The following is a 21,354-nucleotide window of genomic DNA, read 5'->3' on the forward strand; positions in this document are numbered from 1 at the left end:
GACCGCGGGAGGCGTCAATGTGTCACGGGGTCCCGACACGCGGAAGTGCCTCAGCGCTAAATCGTCGTGACGGTCCCGATCCGATACCTCAGCGCTGAGGCATCCCGGTACGGTCGGCCGGGTGAGCGCACCCGCCGCCGGACCGGGCGTCCGGCACGTGTCCCTGCGCGGCGGCGTCTACGCCGACTCGGTCCGGTTGATGCAGGTCAGCCGGGACGTCGGCGCCCGCGACGGCGTCACCGCCGTCCTCGTCGCCATGGCGACGCCGCTCAACGTGGACCTCGCCGCGGGCATGGGCCTGGCGCCCGACGCCGATGCCTCGGCCGAGCAGCTGCTCATCGGGATCCGGGCCGTCGACGACGACGCGTTGGCCGCCGCGGTGGCCGCCGTCGACGCCGCCCTGGCCGAGCGCGAGCGCTCCCGCGCCACCGCCGACGCCCAGCCCGCCCGCACGACCGGCGCCGCGCTGGACGAGGCCCCCGACGTCCCGACGCTGGCGATCGTCAGCGTCCCCGGGCAGTACGCCGTCCTCGAGGCCGCCGACGCGATCGCCGCCGGCCGCAGCGTGCTGGTCTTCTCCGACGGCGTCCCGGTCGAGCAGGAGGTCGCGCTCAAGCGGGCCGCGCGCGCGGCCGGCGTGCTGGTCATGGGACCCGACTGCGGGACGGCGATCGTCTCCGGCGTCGCGCTCGGCTTCGCCGACGTCGTCCGCCCCGGCCCGGTGGGCGTCGTCGCGGCCTCGGGCACCGGCGCGCAGCAGGTGTCCTGCCTGCTCGACATGGCCGGCGTCGGCGTCTCGCACGTGCTCGGCGTCGGCGGGCGCGATCTGTCCGAGGCGGTCGGCGGGCTGGCCACGCTCGACGCGCTGGCGGCGCTGGACGCCGACCCGGCCACCGAGCGGGTGCTCGTGGTGTCCAAGCCGCCCGCCCCGGCGGTGGCCGACGCGGTGGCCGACGCGGCGTCCCGCCTGACCACCCCGGTCCGCTCGGCGGTGCTCTCGCCCGAGACGCCCGACCTCACCGCCGCCGTCGAGGCGCTGCTCGCCGACATGGGCGTGCCCGTCCCGGCCTGGCCCTTGCGAGAGGGGAACGGCGCCACGCCCGCGGCCGGCGCCGTCCTCAAGGGCTGCTACTCGGGCGGCACGCTGGCCGACGAGGCGATGCTCGTGGCCGCGCCGGCGCTCGGCGACGTCCGGTCCAACACCCCGCTGCGACCGGAGCTCGGCATCGCCGTCGACCCGTCCGCCCCGGACCTGTCCGCACCCGGCCACGTGGTGGTCGACTTCGGCGACGACGCGCTCACCGTGGGGCGCGCGCACCCGATGATCGACCCGACGCTGCGGCTCGAGGCGATCGCCCGGCTGGCCGCGTCCGGGGAGCCGGCGGTGCTGCTGCTCGACGTGGTCCTCGGGTACGGCGCCGACCCCGACCCGGCCGCCTCGCTGGCGCCGGCACTGGCGGCGGCGGGCCTGCCGACGGTCGTCGCGCTCGTCGGCACCGACGCCGACCCGCAGGGCTGGAGCCGGCAGGCCGACGCCCTCGCCGCGGCCGGTGCCGCCGTCTTCGCCTCCAACGCCGCGGCCACGCGGCACGCCCTCGACCTGCTGGGAGCCGCGCGATGAGGGACCTCTTGTCGGGGCCTCCGGCCGTCGTCGCCGCCGGGGTCGACGTCTTCTCCGCCGCGCTGCGGGAGCAGGGGACCCGGGTGGCCGACGTCGACTGGCGGCCACCGGCCTTCGGCGACCCCGGCGACCTCGCCGCGCTGGCGCTCGACCCGCGGCGCGCGGCGGCCAACCGGACGGCGGTCGAGCGGGTGCTGGCCGCGGGGTCGCAGCTGGTCGACGTCCGGCCGGCCCGGGAGGTGCTCGGTCTGGACGACCGCACGCTGCTGCACTCCGGGCCGCCGCTGACCTGGGCGGCCGCCTCCGGCCCGATGCGCGGCGCGCTGGTCGGCGCCTGCCTGTTCGAGGGGTGGGCGGCCGACGTCGAGGACGCCGAGCGGCTGCTCGCCTCCGGCGGGGTCGCGCTCGACCCCTGCCACCACCGCTCGGCCGTGGGCCCGATGGCCGGCGTCACCAGCCCCTCGATGTGGACGTGGTGCCTCGAGGACCCGGTCGGCGGCGGTCGCGCGTACTGCAACCTCAACGAGGGCCTGGGCAAGGTGCTGCGGATGGGCGCCTTCGACGAGGAGGTGCTCACCCGGCTGGCCTGGATGCGCGACGTCCTCGGCCCGCTGCTCGCCCGGGCGGTGCGCTCGATGCCCGAGCCGCTCGACGTCAAGGCGGTGCTCGCGCAGATGCTGCAGATGGGCGACGAGGGGCACAACCGCAACCGCGCCGGCTCGCTCATGGCGCTGCGGGACCTCGCGCCGGCCCTCGTCGCGCTGCACGCGCCGGGGGACGACGTCGCCGCCGCGCTGCGGTTCATCGGCGGCAACGAGCACTTCTTCCTCAACCTCGGCATGCCGACGGCGAAGCTCGCGATGGACGCCGCCCGCGACGTCCCCGGCTCGACGATGGTCACGGTGATGAGCCGCAACGGCACGGAGTTCGGCGTCCAGACCGCCGGCACCGGCGACCGCTGGTTCACCGGCCCCGCGCAGACGCCGGTGGGCCTGTTCCTCGGCGACTACGGCCCCGACGACGCCAACCCCGACATCGGTGACTCGGCGATCATGGAGACCTACGGCGTCGGCGGGTTCTCCATGGCCGCGGCCCCGGCGATCGTGCGGTTCGTCGGTGGCACGGTGCCCGACGCGCTGGCCACCACGGAGCGGATGTACCAGCTCACGCTGGCCGAGAACCCGGCGATGGCGATCCCGGTCCTCGGCTTCCGCGGCGCGCCGACCGGCATCGACGTGCTGTCGGTCGCGCGCACCGGCTGGCTGCCGCAGATCAACACCGGCATGGCCGGGCGGGTCGCCGGCACCGGTCAGGTGGGCGCCGGGCTGGTGCAGCCGCCGCGGGAGTGCTTCGAGCAGGCGCTGGCCGCCCTGGCCCAGGAGGCCCGCACCCCCCGCTGACGACGGCGGCGCGGGGAGCGGCCGGCGAGCGCTAGGCGGGGCCGCGGGTGAGCAGCGTGTCCAGCGCCGCGCCGAGGCCGGTGCCCGTGGTCAGCGGCTCGGCGAAGGGCACGCGCAGGTCGTAGCAGCTGCCGTGGCCCTCGACGCGGAACCGCACCCCGAAGCGGTCCAGGCCGAGCAGGCGGACGTCGTCGCGGCGGCCGGCCCAGGCCTGCACCCGCCCGAGCAGGCGGTCCAGCGGCTCCCCGTGGCCGGTCGCCAGGTCCACCTCGCCCGGGCCCAGCGGGTCCGGCCGGGCGGCGGCGAAGTCGTCGGGGTCGACCTCGGACGTCGTGCCGGCGTCGGTGAGCAGCACCTCGGCCAGGTCGAGCCGCAGCAGCACGGCGCGCAGCCCCACGTCGAGCAGGACGTCGGAGGGGTGGACGTCGGCGAGGTCGAGCAGGCAGCGCTGCACGTCGGCCGGGTGCACCGGCGTGAGCCAGCCGGAGAGCTCCACCTGCCCGCGCACCGGGTGCCGCACGGCGAACGGCGAGCGGTCGACCACGGTGAGGCGGGCCGGCAGGTCGCCGAGCGGAGAGGTCCGCAGCGCCGCCGCCAGCCGCCCGTCCGCCGGGACGACGACCAGCACCTGCCCGGCGGCCGTCGTGCCGGCGACGGACAGCGCGACCGCGCCCACGCCGACCGCGTGCAGCGTCGCGGAGGCGCGGGCGGCCACCGTGCGGGCGCGCTCGGCCGGCGGAGGCTGCGGGATGCCGGTGCCGCCGGCTCCGGATCCGGGACCGGACTCGGCACGGGAGGGGCGGCCGGTGCTCATCGGATCACCTCAGGGAGACCGTGGAGGGGATTGTAAGGTGAGCCTAACCAAACAACGGAGGTCCGTGTGAACACCCCGCGCCCGAAGGTCCGCCTCAGCCGCCGGCTCGGCCTGGCGCTCACCCCCAAGGCGGTCGGCTACTTCGAGCGGCGGCCCTACCCGCCGGGCGAGCACGGCCGCAAGCGCAAGCAGCAGAGCGACTACTCGACCCGGCTGCTGGAGAAGCAGCGGCTGCGCGCGCAGTACGACGTCAGCGAGACCCAGCTGCGCGCCGCCTTCGACCGGGCCCGGCGGACCGGCGGCAAGACCGGCGAGGCGCTGCTGCAGGACCTGGAGTCGCGGCTGGACGCCACGGTGCTGCGCGCCGGCTTCGCCCGCACCGTCTACCAGGCGCGCCAGTTCGTCACCCACCAGCACGTGCTGGTCAACGGCAGGCGGGTCGACCGGCCCTCCTACCGGCTGCGCCCCGGCGACGTCGTGCAGGTCGCCGAGGGGTCGCGCACGAAGGAGCCGTTCCGGGTCGCCGCCGCCGGCGCGCACGCCACTGCCCCGGGCTACCTCGAGGTCCGCCTGGCCGACCTCACCTGCCGCGTCGACCGCGTGCCCACCCGCGACGAGGTCCCGGTCGTGTGCGAGGAGCAGCTGGTCGTGGAGTACTACTCCCGCTGACCCGGCTCCAGCACGGCCAGGTCGTCGGCGAAGGCCAGCCGCGCGGCCGTGCGGCCCTGCAGGTCCTCGCGAGAGAGCCCGGCCACCATCTCGCGCACCAGGAACCCGCTGCCGGTGACGTCGAGGACGGCGAGGTCGGTGTAGACGCGGTCGACCACGCCGGCCGCCGTCAGCGGGTAGGTGCAGCGCGGCAGCAGCTTCGGCTCGCCGGCCCGCGTGGTGTGCGTCGTCAGCACCAGCACCCGCCTGGCGCCGACGGCGAGGTCCATCGCGCCGCCGACGGCCGGTGGGTGCGTGGCGTCGTCGGTGGCCCAGTTGGCGAGGTCGCCGGTCTCCGACACCTGGAAGGCGCCGAGCACCGTCACGTCGACGTGCCCGCCGCGCATCATCAGGAAGGCGTCGGTGTGGTGGAAGAACGCCCCGCCGGGCAGCAGGGTGACCGGCTGCTTCCCGGCGTTGATCAGCTCCGGGTCCTCCTCGCCCGGCGCGGGCGCCGGGCCCATCCCGAGGATGCCGTTCTCCGAGTGGTAGACGACCTCCTTGTCGTGGCCCACGCAGTCGGCGACCAGCGTCGGCAGGCCGATGCCGAGGTTGACGTAGGCGCCGTCGGGGATGTCGCGGGCGACCCGGCGGGCGACGTCCCGCAGGTCCAGGCTCACGCCGCACTCACCCGGACGACGCGGTCGACGAAGATCCCCGGCGTCACGATCGCCTCCGGGTCCAGCTCGCCGAGCTCCACGAACTCGTCGACCTGGACGACGGTGAGCGCGGCGGCCGCGGCCATCGTCGGGCCGAAGTTCCGCGCCGCGGTGCGGTAGACGAGGTTGCCCCAGCGGTCGGCGCGCGCGGCCTTGACCAGCGCGACGTCGCCGGGCAGCGGCTCCTCGAACACGTGCCGTCGTCCGTCGATGACCCGCACCTCCTTGCCCTCGGCCAGCCGGCTGTCGGCGCCGGTGGGGGTGAAGAACCCGCCCAGCCCGGCCGCCGCGGCCCGCATCCGCTCGCTCAGCGTCCCCTGCGGCACCAGCTCCAGCTCCACCTCGCCGGCCCGCCAGCGCTCCTCGAACCAGATCGAGCCGGCCGACCGCGGGTACGAGCAGACGATCCTGCGCACCCGCCGCTCGCGCAGCAGCGCGGCGACGTCGGTCTCGCCGGACCCGGCGTTGTTCGTGACGACGGTGAGGTCGGTGGTGCCCTGGTCGAGCAGCGCGTGCACCAGCTCGACCGGGACGCCGGAGGCGCCGAACCCGCCGACCAGCACGGTGGCGCCGTCCTCGATGCCCGCGACGGCGTCGGCCAGCGACGCGACCCGCTTGTCGATCATCCGCACCTCCGATCGGTCGGCCTGACGCTAACCGGGTGGCGGGCGCGCGGCTCGTCCTCGGCGACCGGTCAGCCCGGCACGCGGACGGCGAGCACCGCGACGTCGTCGTGGCCCGTGCCGGCGAGCTCGGCGAGGCCGTCGCGCAGGTCGTCCGGCGGGACCCCCGCCCGCCGACCGAGCTCCCCGACCAGCCAGGTGCTGCCGTCGTCCAGCGTCCAGCGTGTCGGCCCGGCGTGCCGCGGGTGCGGGCCCGGCCGAGGACGGACGGCGTGGTGCCCCACGGCGGGGCGGGGCAGACCGCGCAGGCCGCCGAGGAGCTGTCCCGGATGGCGGGGGAGTTCACCGCCCTGGTCGGCCGCTTCCGCTACTGAGCCGGGCGGCCTCCCTCAGGCCCGGACGATCGCGGCCACCGGGCCGCCGCCCGAGGGGCCCTGGTGCACCGCGGCCACCGAGACGAACACCGCCGGGTCGCCGGTCACCGAGGCCGCCACCCCGCCGACGGTGGCCTTGATCTGCCGGTGCCAGAAGACGTCGGAGTCGTCGAGCATCGCGTTGCGCCGGCCGCGGACGTAGCCGGTCGGGTCGGCCTCGCACTTGAGGAAGACGTTGACCAGCCGGTCGCCGAGGTCGGAGGGGTGCGGCCGCTCGGGCAGCTCGAGGCCGGCGTCCCGGATGGCGTTCCAGATGCCGTCCTGGTCCAGGGCGTCGCGCATCACCGAGTGGCCGATCCGGTAGGCCCCGCCGTGCCCGCGCGCGTTGCCGACGACGACGATCTGCGCCCGGTCCAGCTCCACGCCCGACGAGCACGACGCCACCGCGCTGAACAGCGACAGGTCGCGCATGACCTGCTCCTGCCTCGGCATCTCGATCTCGCCGAGGGCCACCGCGATGCCCAGCGCCGTCGTCCCGTTGGACAGGTCCATCGAGCCGTGCGGCTCGTCGTAGTAGGTCTGCTGGCCGCGGGCCCTGGCGTCGCGGATCGTCTCGATGGTCAGCAGCGGCGTCTTGGTCTGCACGTAGTGGACGTCGGCCGGGTCGGTGATGCCCGCCTCGGCCATCGCCCGCCGCACGCCCTCGGCCACCTTCTCCACCATCGTGATCCGGCCGATGTCCTCGGGCAGCAGCACGTCGCTCATCGCGAAGCCCACGGTCAGCCGCGGCTCGTCGGTCTCCTCGACGGCGTCCCCCGGCAGCGTGGCGAAGACCGTCGCGTGCGGGCTGATGACGCCGTCCGTGCCGCCCGACCACACGATCGGGATCTCCCCCACCTCCTCCTTCGACCGGCTGCCCTTCTCCAGCAGCACCTCGCGGAAGGCGCGGTCGGCGATGATCCGGGTGTAGTCGTTGACCCCGCCGTTGCCCTCGGTCTTGCCGATGACGGCGACGACCCGGTCGGCCTCCATGACGCCCTCGTCGACGAGCTTCGCCAGCTCGGAGGCGTCGCTGACGTTGTGCAGCGGGACCTTGCGGACCTCGATCGGTGCGGGCACGGGTACTCCTCTAGCTGGCGGTGATGACGGTGCCGACGTCGTCACCGCGGACGGCGTCGGAGATGGACTCGAGGCAGGTGATGACGGCGCGGCCGCCGGGGTGCCCGTCGACGAAGCGCAGCGCGGCCTCGACCTTGGGGCCCATGCTGCCGCGGGCGAACTGGCCGGCCGCCGCGTGCCCCCGCAGCTCGGCGGCGGTGACCCGGCGCAGCGGCCGGGCCGACGGCGTCCCGAAGTCGACCATCACGGAGGCGACGTCGGTGGCGATGACCAGGGTGTCGGCGATCAGCTCGCGGGCCAGCAGCGCGGCGGTCAGGTCCTTGTCGACGACGGCCTCCACCCCGCGCAGGGCCGCGCCGTCGGCACCGTCGTCGACCACCGGCACGCCGCCGCCACCGGCGCAGACGACGACGAACCCGGCGCCGGCGAGGGCGGCGATCGCCGGCGTGTCGACGACCGACCGCGGCTCGGGGGAGGCGACCACCCGACGCCACCCGCGCGGGCCGCGGTCCTCCCAGGTCTGGCCGAGCGCGACGAAGCGGGCGGCCTGCTCGGCGGGCAGGTAGCGGCCGACCGGCTTGGCCGGGGACGCGAACCCGGGGTCGGCGGGGTCGACCAGCGTGCGGGTGACCAGCGCCGCCGTGCGCTGCGGCAGCCCCCGGGCGGCCAGCGCCGCGTCGAGCTCGTCGGCCAGCGTGAAGCCGATCGTCGCCTGGGTCTGGGCGACGTTCCAGTCCAGCGGCACGGGCGGGACCTCGTGCGCGGCCAGCTCGTTCTTGACCAGCAGGTTGCCGACCTGCGGCCCGTTGCCGTGGGTGAGGACGACGTGCGCGCCGGTCGCCACGACCTCGGCCACGTGCTGCGCGGCGACGGCGATGGCCTCCCGCTGGGCGACCGGCGTCGCCGATCCGTCCGGGCCGGTCATGGCGTTGCCCCCGAGCGCGATCACGACGCGGCGGGAGGTCACCCGCGCACGGTAGCGGGAGATGTCTCAGCGCTGAAGTACCCGTGTGCACGTCCGCGGAGGTGCACCGCGGAGACCGGCGGCGCCGGGGGCCTCAGCGGCGCCAGAAGTCGAAGCGGTCCCGGCCCGGGCGGAAGCCGGCCGCCTCGACGACGTCGACCGCGAGGTCGAAGCGCTGGCCCACCGCGGCCGACTGGTGGGCGTCGCTGCCGAAGCTCACCGCCTCGCCGCCCTCCTCGCGGAACCAGCGCACCTGGTCGGCCGAGGCCAGCGGGCTGCTGGTGTTCACCTCGAGCGCCCGCCCGGTGCCGGCCAGGGCGCGGAACACCGCCCGGTACTCCTCCTCGTAGTCCTTCTCCACGTACCGGTGCGAGCCGCCGGGCCAGTAGCGCCGCGGGAAGTCCACGTGCGCGAGGACCTGGAAGACGTCGCTGCTCTCCACCATGTCCACGACCTCGGCGAGGTAGCGGCGCATCGTGCCGTCGGCGTCCTGGTAGAGCAGCTGCCCGACGCCGTAGAGCCGGTCACCGTCGTGCAGGGAGTGCAGCGAGCCGAGGACGCGGTCCACCGGGGCGTCGCGCAGGTGGGCGGCGACGCTGGCGGAGAACAGGTGCGGCTCGCCGGCCTCGACGCCGGACCAGACGCGCAGCTCGGGGAACCGCTCGCGGACCTCGGCCAGCTCGGCCCAGTAGCCCTCGGTGTCGATCGGCTGGTGGCGGGAGGCGTGCCGGTCGACCAGCCCGAGCGTGGTGGCGCGGTCGTCGGGTCCCCACACGGTGAAGTCGAGGTGCTCGGTGAAGGCGATCGCCGGCAGCCCGAGCGCCACCGCCTTCTCGCAGGCGCGGGCCATCGTCACCGAGCTGGGCGTGTCCCACGACCACCCGGTGTGCACGTGGTTGTCCGGCGGCCGCATCGTCCCCATCCTGCCCGCCGTCCCCAGCTCCCGCGCGCGAGGGCCGCGCTGTCGGCGGCCGCACCTACTGTCGGGACCCATGACCACCGCCGCGCCGACGTCCGACCTCGCCGTCGAGGCGCTCACCGTCCTCCGGGAGCTGACCGGCCGGCCCGACGCGGGCTTCCGCGAGGGGCAGGACGCCGCCGTCGCCGCGCTCGTCGAGCGCTCCGAGCGCGCGCTGGTCGTGCAGCGCACCGGGTGGGGCAAGTCGGCGGTCTACTTCGTCTCCACCGCGCTGCTGCGCCGCCGCGGCGCCGGGCCGACGCTGCTGGTCAGCCCGCTGCTGGCGCTGATGCGCGACCAGGTGGCCGCCGCGGCCCGCGCCGGCATCCGGGCGGTGGAGATCTCCAGCGCCAACGCCACCGAGTGGGACGACGTCGCCGCGCGCCTGGCCGCCGACGACGTCGACGTCCTGCTCGTCTCGCCCGAGCGGCTGACCAACCCGCGCTTCCGCGAGGAGCAGCTGCCCGGCCTGGTCGCCCGCTGCGGCCTGCTGGTCGTGGACGAGGCGCACTGCGTCTCCGACTGGGGGCACGACTTCCGCCCCGACTACCGCCGCATCCGCGACCTGCTCGGCACGCTGCCGGCCGGCACACCGGTCCTGGCGACGACGGCCACGGCCAACGAGCGCGTGGTCGCCGACGTCGCCGAGCAGCTCGGCGCGGGCGGCGTCGGGGTGACCACGGTCCGCGGGCCGCTGGCGCGCGACTCGCTGCGCCTCGGCGTCCTCCGCCTGCCCACCGACCGGGCGCGGCTGGCCTGGCTGGCCGCCCACCTCGGCGACCTGCCGGGCAGCGGCATCGTCTACACGCTCACCGTCTCCGCGGCCGAGGAGACGGCGTCCCTGCTGCGCGACGCCGGTCACGACGTGCGCGCCTACACCGGCCGCCTCGACGACGCCGACCGCAAGGACGCCGAGGAGGCGCTGCGGGAGAACCGGGTGAAGGCGCTGGTCGCCACCTCGGCGCTGGGCATGGGCTTCGACAAGCCCGACCTCGGCTTCGTCGTCCACCTGGGCGCGCCGTCGTCGCCGGTCAGCTACTACCAGCAGGTCGGCCGCGCCGGCCGCGCCGTCGAGCACGCCGACGTGCTGCTCCTGCCCGGGCCGGAGGACCTCGCCATCTGGCAGTGGTTCGCCACCTCCTCCATGCCGCGGGAGGACCACGCCGCCGCCGTCCTCACCGCGATGGCCGACGGCAGGGCGTGGTCGGTGGCCCGGCTGGAGACCGTTGCCGACGTCCGCCGCTCCCGGCTGGAGCTGCTGCTCAAGGTGCTCGCCGTCGACGGCGCGGTGGAGCGGGTGCAGGGCGGCTGGCGGTCCACCGGACGGCCGTGGGTCTACGACGCCGACCGCTACGCCCGGGTGGCCCGCACCCGGGAGGCCGAGCAGCGGGCGATGATCGCCTACGCGAGGCCGGTGGACGAGGCGCGGTGCCGCATGGCCTTCCTCCAGGAGGCGCTCGACGACCCGACCGCCGCGCCCTGCGGCCGCTGCGACGTCTGCGCCGGCCCCTGGTACCCGACCGAGGTCCCGGAGGGTGCCGCGCAGGCCGCCTCCGCCGTCCTCGACCGCCCCGGCGTCGAGCTGGCGCCGCGCGCCCAGTGGCCCACCGGTGCCGACCGCCTCGGCGTCACCGTCAAGGGCAGGATCGCGCCGGGCGAGCAGCTCGACCCGGGCCGGGCCGTCGCCCGCCTCACCGACCTCGGCTGGGGCCAGCGGCTGCGCACCCTGCTCGGTGACGACGGCGTGGGCGGCACGGTGACCCTCGACCTCGAGGCCCCCGGCCTGGAGGAGGACCCGGACGCCGCCTTCGATGTCCCGGTCCAGCGCTCGGTCTCCGACGTCCCCCCGGACGACGACCTGCTGCGGGCGTGCGGGCGGGTGCTCGCCGCCTGGGACTGGGCCGAGCGGCCCGCCGCCGTGGTGGGGGTCCCCTCGCGTCGCCGGCCGCGGCTGGTGGCCGGGGTCGCGCAGGGGCTGGCGCGCTTGGGCCGGCTGCCCTACCTGGGCGAGCTGTCGCTCGCCCACGGGGGACCGACCGGCGGACCCGGCGGCAACAGCGCCTTCCGGCTGGCGGGGGTGTGGCAGCGGATCGTCGTCGGCCCCGAGCTGCGGGCCCGCCTCGACGAGCTCGGCCCGGTGCCGGTGCTGCTGGTCGACGACCTCGCCGACTCACGCTGGACGATGACGGTGGCCGGCCGGGAGCTGCGGCTGGCCGGCGCCTCGCGGGTGCTGCCCTTCGCCCTGGCCCTCACCGCCTGAGGGGTCGTACACACGTTCGATCCCGCGTAGCCTGCCGCCATGACGCTCGCGCACCAGCCGTCGATGTGGGACGTCGCCGAGGAGCCCTCGCTGGCACCGCTCACCCCCACCCGGCACCGGCTGAGCCGGAGGGCGTGGGTGGACCACCTGCCCGGGTGGGTGCAGGGCTCCGACGCCGTCCTCGAGGTGCTGCTCGGGGACATCGGCTGGCGGGCCGACCGGCGGCAGATGTACGACCGCGAGGTGGCCGTGCCCCGGCTGCTGCGGTGGTACGGCCGTGAGGAGACGCTCCCGCACCCGCTGCTGACGCAGGCCCGCGAGGCGCTCGGCGCGCACTACGCACCGGAGCTGGGCGAGCCCTTCGTCACGGCCGGCATGTGCCTGTACCGGGACGGCCGGGACAGCGTCGCCTGGCACGGGGACCGGCTGGGGCGCAGCCGGACGCAGGACACGGTGGTCGCCATCGTGTCGTTCGGTTCCCCGCGGCCGCTGCTGCTGCGTCCGGTCGGTGGCGGGGAGACGCTCCGCTTCCCCCTCGGCCACGGCGACCTCGTCGTCATGGGCGGCTCCTGCCAGCGCACGTGGGAGCACTGCATCCCGAAGACGGCGAAGCCGGTGGGGCCACGGGTGAGCGTGCAGTTCCGTCCAGCGGGCGTGGCCTGACGGGCATCGGGGAGGCTCGGGACGGTGCCAGGGGACCCCCCTGCACGACCCCTCCGGGAGCGTGTATCTTTCTCTCTGCACCACGCGAGAACGGACCGGGCCGCCAGCCTGGTCAACCGCCGGACAGGCCCTCGAGGCCCGACTGCTGCGGAGCGGGTGTACAGTGAGGACACCGCCTCGGACAACGGCCCACAAGGCCGGAGTACGAGCGCGTCCGTTCCTTGAGAACTCAACAGCGTGCCGAAAGTCAGTGCCAAGTAACAATCCTCGTGGTCTGGTCGGTTTGTCCGGTCGGGCTGTGGGTTTCTTTGAGGTTGTGTGTCCGAGATCTGTCAGGTCTCGGTTCTCGGCCTGGTGTCAAATCATCTACGGAGAGTTTGATCCTGGCTCAGGACGAACGCTGGCGGCGTGCTTAACACATGCAAGTCGAACGCTGATCCATCTTCGGGTGGTGATGAGTGGCGAACGGGTGAGTAACACGTGGGCAACCTGCCCCCGGCTCTGGGATAACTCCAAGAAATTGGGGCTAATACCGGATGTCCTCTGCTGGCCGCATGGTCTGGTGGTGGAAAGGGTTTCCGGCTGGGGATGGGCCCGCGGCCTATCAGCTTGTTGGTGGGGTAGTGGCCTACCAAGGCGACGACGGGTAGCCGGCCTGAGAGGGTGACCGGCCACACTGGGACTGAGACACGGCCCAGACTCCTACGGGAGGCAGCAGTGGGGAATATTGCGCAATGGGCGGAAGCCTGACGCAGCGACGCCGCGTGGGGGATGACGGCCTTCGGGTTGTAAACCTCTTTCAGCAGGGACGAAGCCGGAAGGTGACGGTACCTGCAGAAGAAGCACCGGCCAACTACGTGCCAGCAGCCGCGGTAATACGTAGGGTGCAAGCGTTGTCCGGAATTATTGGGCGTAAAGAGCTCGTAGGCGGTTCGTCGCGTCGGCTGTGAAAACCTGAGGCTCAACCTCAGGCCTGCAGTCGATACGGGCGGACTGGAGTTCGGCAGGGGAGACTGGAATTCCTGGTGTAGCGGTGAAATGCGCAGATATCAGGAGGAACACCGGTGGCGAAGGCGGGTCTCTGGGCCGATACTGACGCTGAGGAGCGAAAGCGTGGGGAGCGAACAGGATTAGATACCCTGGTAGTCCACGCCGTAAACGTTGGGCGCTAGGTGTGGGGGCCATTCCACGGTCTCCGTGCCGCAGCTAACGCATTAAGCGCCCCGCCTGGGGAGTACGGCCGCAAGGCTAAAACTCAAAGGAATTGACGGGGGCCCGCACAAGCGGCGGAGCATGTTGCTTAATTCGATGCAACGCGAAGAACCTTACCTAGGCTTGACATGCACGGAAATCTCGTAGAGATACGGGGTGCCTTTGGCGTCGTGCACAGGTGGTGCATGGTTGTCGTCAGCTCGTGTCGTGAGATGTTGGGTTAAGTCCCGCAACGAGCGCAACCCTCGTTCCATGTTGCCAGCACGTGATGGTGGGGACTCATGGGAGACTGCCGGGGTCAACTCGGAGGAAGGTGGGGATGACGTCAAATCATCATGCCCCTTATGTCTAGGGCTGCAAACATGCTACAATGGCCGGTACAAAGGGCTGCGATACCGCGAGGTGGAGCGAATCCCAAAAAGCCGGTCTCAGTTCGGATTGGGGTCTGCAACTCGACCCCATGAAGTTGGAGTCGCTAGTAATCGCAGATCAGCAACGCTGCGGTGAATACGTTCCCGGGCCTTGTACACACCGCCCGTCACGTCACGAAAGTCGGTAACGCCCGAAGCCGGTGGCCCAACCCCTCGTGGGAGGGAGCCGTCGAAGGCGGGATCGGCGATTGGGACGAAGTCGTAACAAGGTAGCCGTACCGGAAGGTGCGGCTGGATCACCTCCTTTCTAAGGAGCATCTCGCTCATCGGTTGTGCCGGTGGGTGCAGAGCCGCGCCCGGCCCGCGACGGGTCCTCGACTGTGGGGAACCGCGGGTGGTTGGGGTGGTGCTCGAGGGTGGAACGCTGACCAGTTCGGCCGGCAGCCGGTGGCTGCTCCTAGTACGGCGTCGTGCCCCCTGGCGGGGGGACGGGGTGAGGAACGGGGTGGGTGCGGGTGGGTCGGTCGTAGGCACGCTGTTGGGTCCTGAGGGAACGGGCCCCCGTGGTCGTGTCCGGTGTGTGCCGGGTGCGGGCGGGGGGTGGTTGTCTCTGGTCCGGGGCCTTCCTGGTCTCACATCGCTCGTCTCGTTGGTCCGCCGGTGGGCGGGTCGGTGGGGTGGGGTCTGGTGGGGTCGTGCGGAAGGTGACTGGTTGGTCGTTGAGAACTGCACAGTGGACGCGAGCATCTTTTGACCCGCGCGGGGGTTCCGGTTCGTCCGGAGTGTCCGTGCGGGGTCGAGTTTCTTGTAGGTGTCCCGCTCCGGTTGCCCCTCGTGGGTGGTTGGAGTGGGTTTTTGTGTGGCCAAGATGTTGAGGGCACACGGTGGATGCCTGGGCACCAGGAGCCGATGAAGGACGTGGGAGGCTGCGATATGCCTCGGGGAGCTGCCAACCGAGCGTTGATCCGAGGGTGTCCGAATGGGGGAACCCCGCACCAGTCATGTGGTGTGACCCGCGCCTGAACACATAGGGCGTGTGGAGGGAACGTGGGGAAGTGAAACATCTCAGTACCCACAGGAAGAGAAAACAACCGTGATTCCGTGAGTAGTGGCGAGCGAAAGCGGATGAGGCTAAACCGATCGCATGTGATAGCCGGCAGGCGTTGTGTGGTCGGGGTCGTGGGACGATTCTGTCGGGGCTGCCGCCCGGGCGGGGAGTGAGAAAGCGTCAGTGTTAGGGGAAGGCCTCTGGAAGGGGTCGCCGCAGAGGGTGAGAGCCCCGTACCCGAAAACGCTGCGTCTCCCGAGTCGTATCCCAAGTAGCACCGAGCCCGTGGAATTCGGTGTGAATCTGGCGGGACCACCCGCTAAGCCTGAATACTCCCTGGTGACCGATAGCGGACGAGTACCGTGAGGGAAAGGTGAAAAGTACCCCGGGAGGGGAGTGAAATAGTACCTGAAACCGTGTGCCTACAAGCCGTGAGAGCCGTGAAGCGCGCACCTTGGGGTGTGCGGCGGTGATTGCGTGCCTTTTGAAGAATGAGCCTGCGAGTTAGTGGTACGTGGCGAGGTTAACCCGTGGGGGGTAGCCGTAGCGAAAGCGAGTCCGAACAGGGCGGTGGCACTTCGGTGTCGACAGTCGCGTGTCCTAGACCCGAAGCCGAGTGATCTACCCATGGCCAGGTTGAAGCGCGGGTAAGACCGCGTGGAGGACCGAACCCACCAGGGTTGAAAACCTGGGGGATGAGCTGTGGGTAGGGGTGAAAGGCCAATCAAACTCGGTGATAGCTGGTTCTCCCCGAAATGCATTTAGGTGCAGCGTCGCGTGTTTCTTGCCGGAGGTAGAGCACTGGATGGCCGATGGGCCCCACAAGGTTACTGACGTCAACCAAACTCCGAATGCCGGTAAGTGAGAGCGCGGCAGTGAGACTGCGGGCGATAAGGTTCGTAGTCGAGAGGGAAACAGCCCAGATCATCGGCTAAGGCCCCTAAGCGTGTGCTAAGTGGAAAAGGATGTGGGATCGCAGAGACAACCAGGAGGTTGGCTTAGAAGCAGCCATCCTTGAAAGAGTGCGTAATAGCTCACTGGTCAAGTGGTTCCGCGCCGACAATGTAGCGGGGCTCAAGCACACCGCCGAAGCCGTGGCACTCCGCCGTGCACCCGTCTTCTGTCTTCGGACCGGAGGCCAGGTGGTGGGGTGGGTAGGGGAGCGTCGTGTGGCGGGTGAAGCGGCGGAGGAATCCAGCCGTGGACGCCATGCGAGTGAGAATGCAGGCATGAGTAGCGAGAGGGGAGTGAGAACCTCCCCCGCCGGAAGACCAAGGGTTCCTGGGCCAGGCTAATCCGCCCAGGGTGAGTCGGGACCTAAGGCGAGGCCGACAGGCGTAGTCGATGGACAACGGGTTGATATTCCCGTACCCGCGAAGGAACGCCCATGCTCAGGCCAGCGATGCTGACCCACCGAAACCGCTCCACGCCTTCGGGTGTGGGGTGGGAGTAGCTGGGGACCCGGACTGGTAGTAGGCAAGCGATGGGGTGACGCAGGAAGGTAGTCGGGCCGGTGAGTGGTAGTACCGGTGCAAGGGTGTGGCCCGTGGCGTAGGTAAATCCGCGCCGCACGCAGGGTGAGGCCTGACGCATAGCCGAATGAGGCGAATCCGATGATCCTATGCTGCCGAGAAAAGCCTCTAGCGAGTTCCGAGCGGCCCGTACCCCAAACCAACTCAGGTGGTCAGGTAGAGAATACCGAGGCGATCGAGCGAACTGTGGTTAAGGAACTCGGCAAAATGCCCCCGTAACTTCGGGAGAAGGGGGGCCGGTGGGTGTGAACACTCTTGCAGTGGGCAGCACCGGCCGGCCGCAGAGACCAGTGAGAAGCGACTGTTTACTAAAAACACAGGTCCGTGCGAAGTCGTAAGACGATGTATACGGACTGACGCCTGCCCGGTGCTGGAACGTTAAGGGGACGGGTTAGTGCGCCCTTCGGGTGTGCGAAGCTCAGAACTCAAGCGCCAGTAAACGGCGGTGGTAACTATAACCATCCTAAGGTAGCGAAATTCCTTGTCGGGTAAGTTCCGACCTGCACGAATGGCGTAACGACTTCTCAGCTGTCTCAACCACAGGCTCGGCGAAATTGCACTACGAGTAAAGATGCTCGTTACGCGCGGCAGGACGGAAAGACCCCGGGACCTTCACTACAGCTTGATATTGGTGTTCGGTTCGGCTTGTGTAGGATAGGTGGGAGACCGTGAAGCGGGCACGCCAGTGTTCGTGGAGTCGCCGTTGAAATACCACTCTGGTCGAATTGGATGTCTAACCTCGGTCCGTGATCCGGATCAGGAACAGTGTCAGGTGGGTAGTTTAACTGGGGCGGTTGCCTCCCAAAATGTAACGGAGGCGCCCAAAGGTTCCCTCAGCCTGGTTGGCAATCAGGTGTCGAGTGCAAGTGCACAAGGGAGCTTGACTGTGAGACCGACGGGTCGAGCAGGAGCGAAAGCTGGGACTAGTGACCCGGCACCGGCAGGTGGAAGCGGTGTCGCTCAACGGATAAAAGGTACCCCGGGGATAACAGGCTGATCTTCCCCAAGAGTCCATATCGACGGGATGGTTTGGCACCTCGATGTCGGCTCGTCGCATCCTGGGGCTGGAGTAGGTCCCAAGGGTTGGGCTGTTCGCCCATTAAAGCGGTACGCGAGCTGGGTTTAGAACGTCGTGAGACAGTTCGGTCCCTATCCGCCGTGCGCGTAAGAGACTTGAGAAGAGCTGTCCCTAGTACGAGAGGACCGGGACGGACGAACCTCTGGTGTGCCAGTTGTACCGCCAGGTGCACTGCTGGTTGGCTACGTTCGGCAGGGATAACCGCTGAAAGCATCTAAGCGGGAAGCTCGCTTCGAGATGAGGTCTCTCACCCAGTCAATGGGGTAAGGCCCCCGCCCAGACCAGCGGGTTGATAGGCCGGAAGTGGAAGCACCGCGAGGTGTGGAGCTGACCGGTACTAACAGGCCGAGGGCTTGACCACACACACCACTCCTGTCAAGCAGACTCATGGGCCGGACAGGCTCATCGAGGGTGTCTCGCGTCCACTGTGCGGTTCTGAACGCACCCAACCACCCCCCCCCGCCTTCCCGGTGGCGGCCCGGGGGCGGACGGTTGGTCGTTCGTCGTGTTACGGCGGTCATGGCGAGAGGGAAACGCCCGGTCCCTTTCCGAACCCGGAAGCTAAGCCTCTCAGCGCCGATGGTACTGCCCTGGAGACGGGGTGGGAGAGTAGGACACCGCCGGACAACCATTCCCTGAAGGGCCCCCGCCACCACGGCCGGGGCCCTTCAGGCATTCCCGCCACGATGCACTCGCCGCCGACACCCGCCCGGGGCGAGCGTCCCCGTGACGCGTCGCGAGCGCTACGGGACCAGCCGGCGCAGGCCGGCGAGGGACAACCCTGCGATCACCACCGCCAGTGCCAGCGGGAGGGCGACGGCGAGGGTCACGACGGACTGGTCGCCCAGCCAGGCGCCGAGGTCGCCCCAGGCCCGGCGCCAGGTGACCAGGATGGCCAGGCCACCGGTCACCAGGAGCGTCGTCAGGGCGAGGGTCCACGTCCCGGCCGGCCCCCAGCGCTTCATCACCACACCGATGCCCACGCCGAGGAAGGCGAAGGCGAGCATCGGCGCGCCGGACACCAGGACCTGGAGCGCAGCGTTGTCGACGTCCAGGGGGCCGGGTGCCCAGAAGTGCAGGCGCACGCCCCAGCCGCCCGTCGCGCCCTCGATCGCCGTCAGCGCCGACAGGACGATGCCGTAGCCGAGCGCCTGGACGGCGGCGACCAGCGCGGTGCCCGACCAGAAGGTCCGGCGGGTGAGGCTCATGCCCATCGCGAACGGCAGCACCTGGGTCACCGACTGCACGTAGATGACCAGGACGGTGAAGTACAGCGACGCCACGCCTCCGGCGACGCCGCCGCGCGGCTGCTGCCCGGCGTCGGTGAGCACCCAGACCGCGAGGTTGATCCCGAAGCTCGAGGCGACGATCGCCCACGGGACCCCGAAGGTGAGCAGCGGGTTCATCAGGTGCAGGCGGCCGGCGGCCGCGACGCGGTTCATCGGGAGACCTCCTCGAGCGGGTCGGCCGTGCGGACCGCGGCGGCCGGTGGACGGCGCAGGCTCATCGCCACGACGAGCTGCTGCAGGGGCGTGGGCTCGGCCGTCAGCCCCGCGGGGGCGAGCTCGGCGGGCTCGACCGGCCGGCGCAGGCGCAGGACCGCGCGGCCGGCGCCGCCCAGCGTCTCGACGGACAGCGCCTCGTGCTCGGCGGCCAGTGCCGCGACGCGGTCGGCCGGACCGGTCACCGTCAACGCCGTGGCACGCAGGCCGTCGGCGTCGTCGTCCAGGAGGACCTGGCCGGAGTCGAGGACCAGGACGTGCTCGAGCAGGCCACTGATCTCCTCGATGAGGTGCGTCGAGAGGACGACGGTGCGGGGGTTCTCGGCGTAGTCGGCCAGGAGCCGGTCGTAGAAGAGCTGCCGGGCGACGGCGTCCAGCCCCAGGTAGGGCTCGTCGAAGAGCGTCACCGGCGCCCGCGAGGCGAGGCCGATCGTGATGCCGACCGCCGACACCATGCCGCGCGACAGCTTCTTGACCGGCCGCCGGGGCGGCAGGTCGAAGTCGGCGACCAGCGAGCGGGCCAGGTCCTCGTCCCACTCGGGGAAGAGCGTGGCTGCCGCCGTGAGGGCGTCGCGCACCCGGAAGTGGTCGGGGTAGCGCTGCCCCTCCTTGACGAAGCAGACGCGCCGGAGCACGTCGTCGTTCTCGTACGGGGCCGCGCCGAGCACCTCCACCCGGCCGCTGGTCGGCACCCGGTGCCCGGTGAGCAGCTGCAGCAGCGTCGTCTTGCCGGCGCCGTTGCGACCCAGCAGGCCGGTGATGCCGTCGCGCGCGAACGAGGCGGTCACGCCGGCGAGGGCGGTGTGCTCCCGGAAGCGGACGGTGACGTCGGTGAGCGTGGCGGCGGCGGTCATCGCTCGTCCTCCCAGCGGTCGATCATCGAGGCCAGCTCGCGGACGGAGATGCCGAGCTTCTGCGCCTCGGCCATCAGGGGGCGGACGTACTGGTCGGCGAACTCGCTGCGCCGCCGCTTGAGCAGCTGCTCGCGGGCGCCGGTGGCGACGAACATCCCGACTCCTCGTCTCTTGTAGAGGACCCCGTCGGCCACCAGCTGGTTGAGGCCCTTGGCCGCGGTGGCGGGGTTGATGCGGTGGAAGGCGCTGAGCTCGTTGGACGAGGGCGCCTGGCCCTCCTCGGGGAGGGAGCCGTCGACGATCGCGTTCTCGATCTGCGCGGCGACCTGCCGGAAGATCGGGCCGGCGTCCTCGTTCACCGGGGGCGCCGGACTCCGCCAGGGCCGTCCCGGTCCCTGGGTTCATTACTCATGTAGTGAACCGTAGAGGCTGGCGGATCCGGGCGTCAAGCGCCGCTACGGTGACGCCGTGGACGACGTCATCACGCCCTTCACCGTCGACGTGCCGGACGGGGCGGTCGCCGACCTGCGCCGCCGGCTGCGCGACACCCGATGGCCCGGGCCGGCGACCGTCGAGGACTGGTCGCAGGGCGTGCCGCTCGACTGGCTGCAGGAGGTCTGCCGGTACTGGGCCGAGGAGTACGACTGGGCGGCGCTCCAGGCGCGGCTGAACGCGATCCCGCAGGCGACGACGGTGGTCGACGGCCTGCCGGTCCACTTCCTGCACGTCCGCTCGCCGCACGAGGACGCCCTGCCCCTGGTGCTCACCCACGGCTGGCCCGGGTCGGTGGTCGAGTTCCTGGACCTCCTCGGCCCGCTCACCGAGCCCGAGGACCCGCGCGACGCCTTCTCCGTCGTCGTCCCCTCCCTGCCGGGCTACGGCTGGAGCGGCAAGCCCACCGCCCCCGGCTGGGGGCCCGGGCGCACGGCCGACGCGTGGGCCGAGCTCATGCGCCGGCTCGGCCACGAGCGCTTCGGCGCCCAGGGCGGGGACATCGGCTCGTTCGTGTCGGCCAACCTGGGGGCGCGTCACCCCGACCGGGTCGTCGGCGTGCACCTCAACATGGTGGTGACCGGGCCGCCCGAGGGGCAGACGGAGTTCGGCGAGCGCGAGCAGCGGGCGATGGACCGGCTGCGGACCTTCCGCGACACCGGCTCGGCCTACAGCAACCAGCACCGCACCCGGCCGCAGACCCTCGGCTACGGGCTCACCGACTCACCGGCCGGGCAGTGCGCGTGGATCCTCGAGAAGTTCGACGCGTGGACCGACGGCGACCCGCTCGCCGTCATCGGCCTCGACCGGCTCCTCGACGACGTCTCGGTGTACTGGTTCACCGCGACGGCGACGTCGTCGGCGCGGATGTACTGGGAGATGGCGCGGGCGCCCGCGGAGCGAGCACCGCAGGTGGACGTGCCCACCGGCGTCTCGGTGTTCCCGGAGGAGATCTTCCTGCCGCCCCGCGCGTGGGTGGAGCGGCAGCTGACCGACATCCGGCTGTGGCGCGAGCACGACAGTGGCGGCCACTTCGCGGCGATGGAGCGGCCGCAGGAGCTGGTGGCCGACGTCCGGGAGTTCTTCCGCCCGCTCCGGTAAC

General features: G+C 71.6%; 16 protein-coding genes and 3 rRNA genes. 9 read left to right on the forward strand and 10 right to left on the reverse strand.

From position 1 onward, the window contains the following. Nucleotides 1–121 precede the first annotated feature (121 nt). Together JOD57_RS13135 and JOD57_RS13140 are read left to right on the forward strand one after the other, a co-directional pair. Nucleotides 122–1,621: an AllF/FdrA family protein gene (locus tag JOD57_RS13135; RefSeq protein WP_307824661.1), complete on the forward strand. Its 1,500-nt coding sequence runs from the start codon at nt 122–124 to the stop codon at nt 1,619–1,621. Beyond that, nucleotides 1,618–3,021, forward strand: a complete 1,404-nt coding sequence (locus JOD57_RS13140; RefSeq protein ID WP_204692430.1) for a YlbE family protein — start codon at nt 1,618–1,620, stop codon at nt 3,019–3,021. The genes JOD57_RS13135 and JOD57_RS13140 overlap by 4 nt, the downstream gene beginning before the upstream one ends. A 31-nt stretch (nt 3,022–3,052) precedes the next feature. Here JOD57_RS13140 and JOD57_RS13145 read toward each other — a convergent pair whose 3' ends face one another. Next, the gene (locus tag JOD57_RS13145) at nt 3,053–3,835 is read right to left on the reverse strand and encodes a DUF2470 domain-containing protein (RefSeq protein WP_204692431.1); all 783 of its coding nucleotides are present in this window, start codon (nt 3,833–3,835) and stop codon (nt 3,053–3,055) included. Nucleotides 3,836–3,901: 66 nt separating this feature from the next. On the opposite strand from JOD57_RS13145, the gene rpsD reads away from it, so the two are divergent. Further along, nucleotides 3,902–4,504: a 30S ribosomal protein S4 gene (gene rpsD / locus JOD57_RS13150; protein WP_204692432.1), complete on the forward strand. Its 603-nt coding sequence runs from the start codon at nt 3,902–3,904 to the stop codon at nt 4,502–4,504. Here rpsD and JOD57_RS13155 read toward each other — a convergent pair. From JOD57_RS13155 to JOD57_RS13180, 6 genes are all read right to left on the reverse strand, one after another. Then, nucleotides 4,492–5,163 (reverse strand): 3-oxoacid CoA-transferase subunit B, encoded by a 672-nt coding sequence (locus tag JOD57_RS13155; RefSeq protein WP_204692433.1) that lies wholly within the window; start codon nt 5,161–5,163, stop codon nt 4,492–4,494. The two genes, rpsD and JOD57_RS13155, sit on opposite strands and share 13 nt — an antisense overlap. Beyond that, entirely contained in the window at nt 5,160–5,828 is a 669-nt protein-coding gene (locus JOD57_RS13160; protein WP_204692434.1) for a 3-oxoacid CoA-transferase subunit A, read from the reverse strand. The genes JOD57_RS13155 and JOD57_RS13160 overlap by 4 nt, the downstream gene beginning before the upstream one ends. 68 nt (nt 5,829–5,896) lie before the next feature. After that, on the reverse strand, nt 5,897–6,109 hold the full coding sequence (locus JOD57_RS13165) for a hypothetical protein (protein ID WP_204692435.1): 213 nt from the start codon (nt 6,107–6,109) through the stop codon (nt 5,897–5,899). Between the two features lie 105 nt (nt 6,110–6,214). Beyond that, nucleotides 6,215–7,318 carry a barbiturase gene (gene bar, locus JOD57_RS13170; RefSeq protein WP_204692436.1) on the reverse strand — a complete coding sequence of 368 codons (1,104 nt, stop codon included), beginning with the start codon at nt 7,316–7,318 and terminating at the stop codon, nt 6,215–6,217. Nucleotides 7,319–7,328: 10 nt separating this feature from the next. Continuing rightward, nucleotides 7,329–8,285 (reverse strand): carbamate kinase, encoded by a 957-nt coding sequence (locus tag JOD57_RS13175; protein WP_204692437.1) that lies wholly within the window; start codon nt 8,283–8,285, stop codon nt 7,329–7,331. A gap of 91 nt (nt 8,286–8,376) precedes the next feature. Beyond that, nucleotides 8,377–9,195 (reverse strand): PHP domain-containing protein, encoded by an 819-nt coding sequence (locus tag JOD57_RS13180; RefSeq protein ID WP_204692438.1) that lies wholly within the window; start codon nt 9,193–9,195, stop codon nt 8,377–8,379. Nucleotides 9,196–9,274: 79 nt separating this feature from the next. Between JOD57_RS13180 and JOD57_RS13185 the strand changes: the two genes are divergently transcribed. The 5 genes from JOD57_RS13185 to rrf all read left to right on the forward strand — a co-directional run bounded on the left by JOD57_RS13185 (nt 9,275) and on the right by rrf (nt 18,030). Further along, on the forward strand, nt 9,275–11,500 hold the full coding sequence (locus JOD57_RS13185; protein ID WP_204692439.1) for a RecQ family ATP-dependent DNA helicase: 2,226 nt from the start codon (nt 9,275–9,277) through the stop codon (nt 11,498–11,500). A 39-nt stretch (nt 11,501–11,539) separates the two neighbouring features. After that, the gene (locus tag JOD57_RS13190) at nt 11,540–12,163 is read left to right on the forward strand and encodes an alpha-ketoglutarate-dependent dioxygenase AlkB (RefSeq protein ID WP_204692440.1); all 624 of its coding nucleotides are present in this window, start codon (nt 11,540–11,542) and stop codon (nt 12,161–12,163) included. A gap of 365 nt (nt 12,164–12,528) precedes the next feature. Next, a 16S ribosomal RNA gene (locus tag JOD57_RS13195) occupies nt 12,529–14,053 on the forward strand. Between the two features lie 554 nt (nt 14,054–14,607). Beyond that, nucleotides 14,608–17,765: ribosomal RNA gene (locus JOD57_RS13200) — 23S ribosomal RNA — on the forward strand. Nucleotides 17,766–17,913: 148 nt separating this feature from the next. Further along, nucleotides 17,914–18,030, forward strand: a 5S ribosomal RNA gene (gene rrf / locus JOD57_RS13205). Together the 16S, 23S and 5S rRNA genes form the textbook arrangement of a ribosomal RNA operon. A 117-nt stretch (nt 18,031–18,147) precedes the next feature. On the opposite strand, the gene JOD57_RS13210 is transcribed toward rrf, so the two are convergent. Genes JOD57_RS13210 through JOD57_RS13220 form a run of 3 tightly spaced genes read right to left on the reverse strand, consistent with a single transcriptional unit; the run spans nt 18,148 to nt 20,119 of the window. Then, nucleotides 18,148–18,846, reverse strand: a complete 699-nt coding sequence (locus JOD57_RS13210; RefSeq protein ID WP_204692441.1) for a hypothetical protein — start codon at nt 18,844–18,846, stop codon at nt 18,148–18,150. Further along, a complete protein-coding gene (locus JOD57_RS13215) occupies nt 18,843–19,760 on the reverse strand; it encodes an ATP-binding cassette domain-containing protein (protein ID WP_204692442.1) in 918 nt (305 codons plus the stop codon). The genes JOD57_RS13210 and JOD57_RS13215 overlap by 4 nt, the downstream gene beginning before the upstream one ends. After that, on the reverse strand, nt 19,757–20,119 hold the full coding sequence (locus JOD57_RS13220) for a GntR family transcriptional regulator (RefSeq protein ID WP_204692443.1): 363 nt from the start codon (nt 20,117–20,119) through the stop codon (nt 19,757–19,759). Before JOD57_RS13220 ends, JOD57_RS13215 begins: the two co-directional genes overlap by 4 nt. Nucleotides 20,120–20,228: 109 nt before the next feature. On the opposite strand from JOD57_RS13220, the gene JOD57_RS13225 reads away from it, so the two are divergent. After that, complete coding sequence (locus JOD57_RS13225; RefSeq protein ID WP_307824662.1) at nt 20,229–21,353, forward strand: epoxide hydrolase family protein; 1,125 nt, start codon at nt 20,229–20,231, stop codon at nt 21,351–21,353. The last annotated feature ends 1 nt before the right edge of the window (nt 21,354 follow it).

Origin of the sequence: Geodermatophilus bullaregiensis, from assembly GCF_016907675.1 — a bacterium.
Taxonomy (GTDB): Bacteria; Actinomycetota; Actinomycetes; order Mycobacteriales; family Geodermatophilaceae; genus Geodermatophilus; species Geodermatophilus bullaregiensis.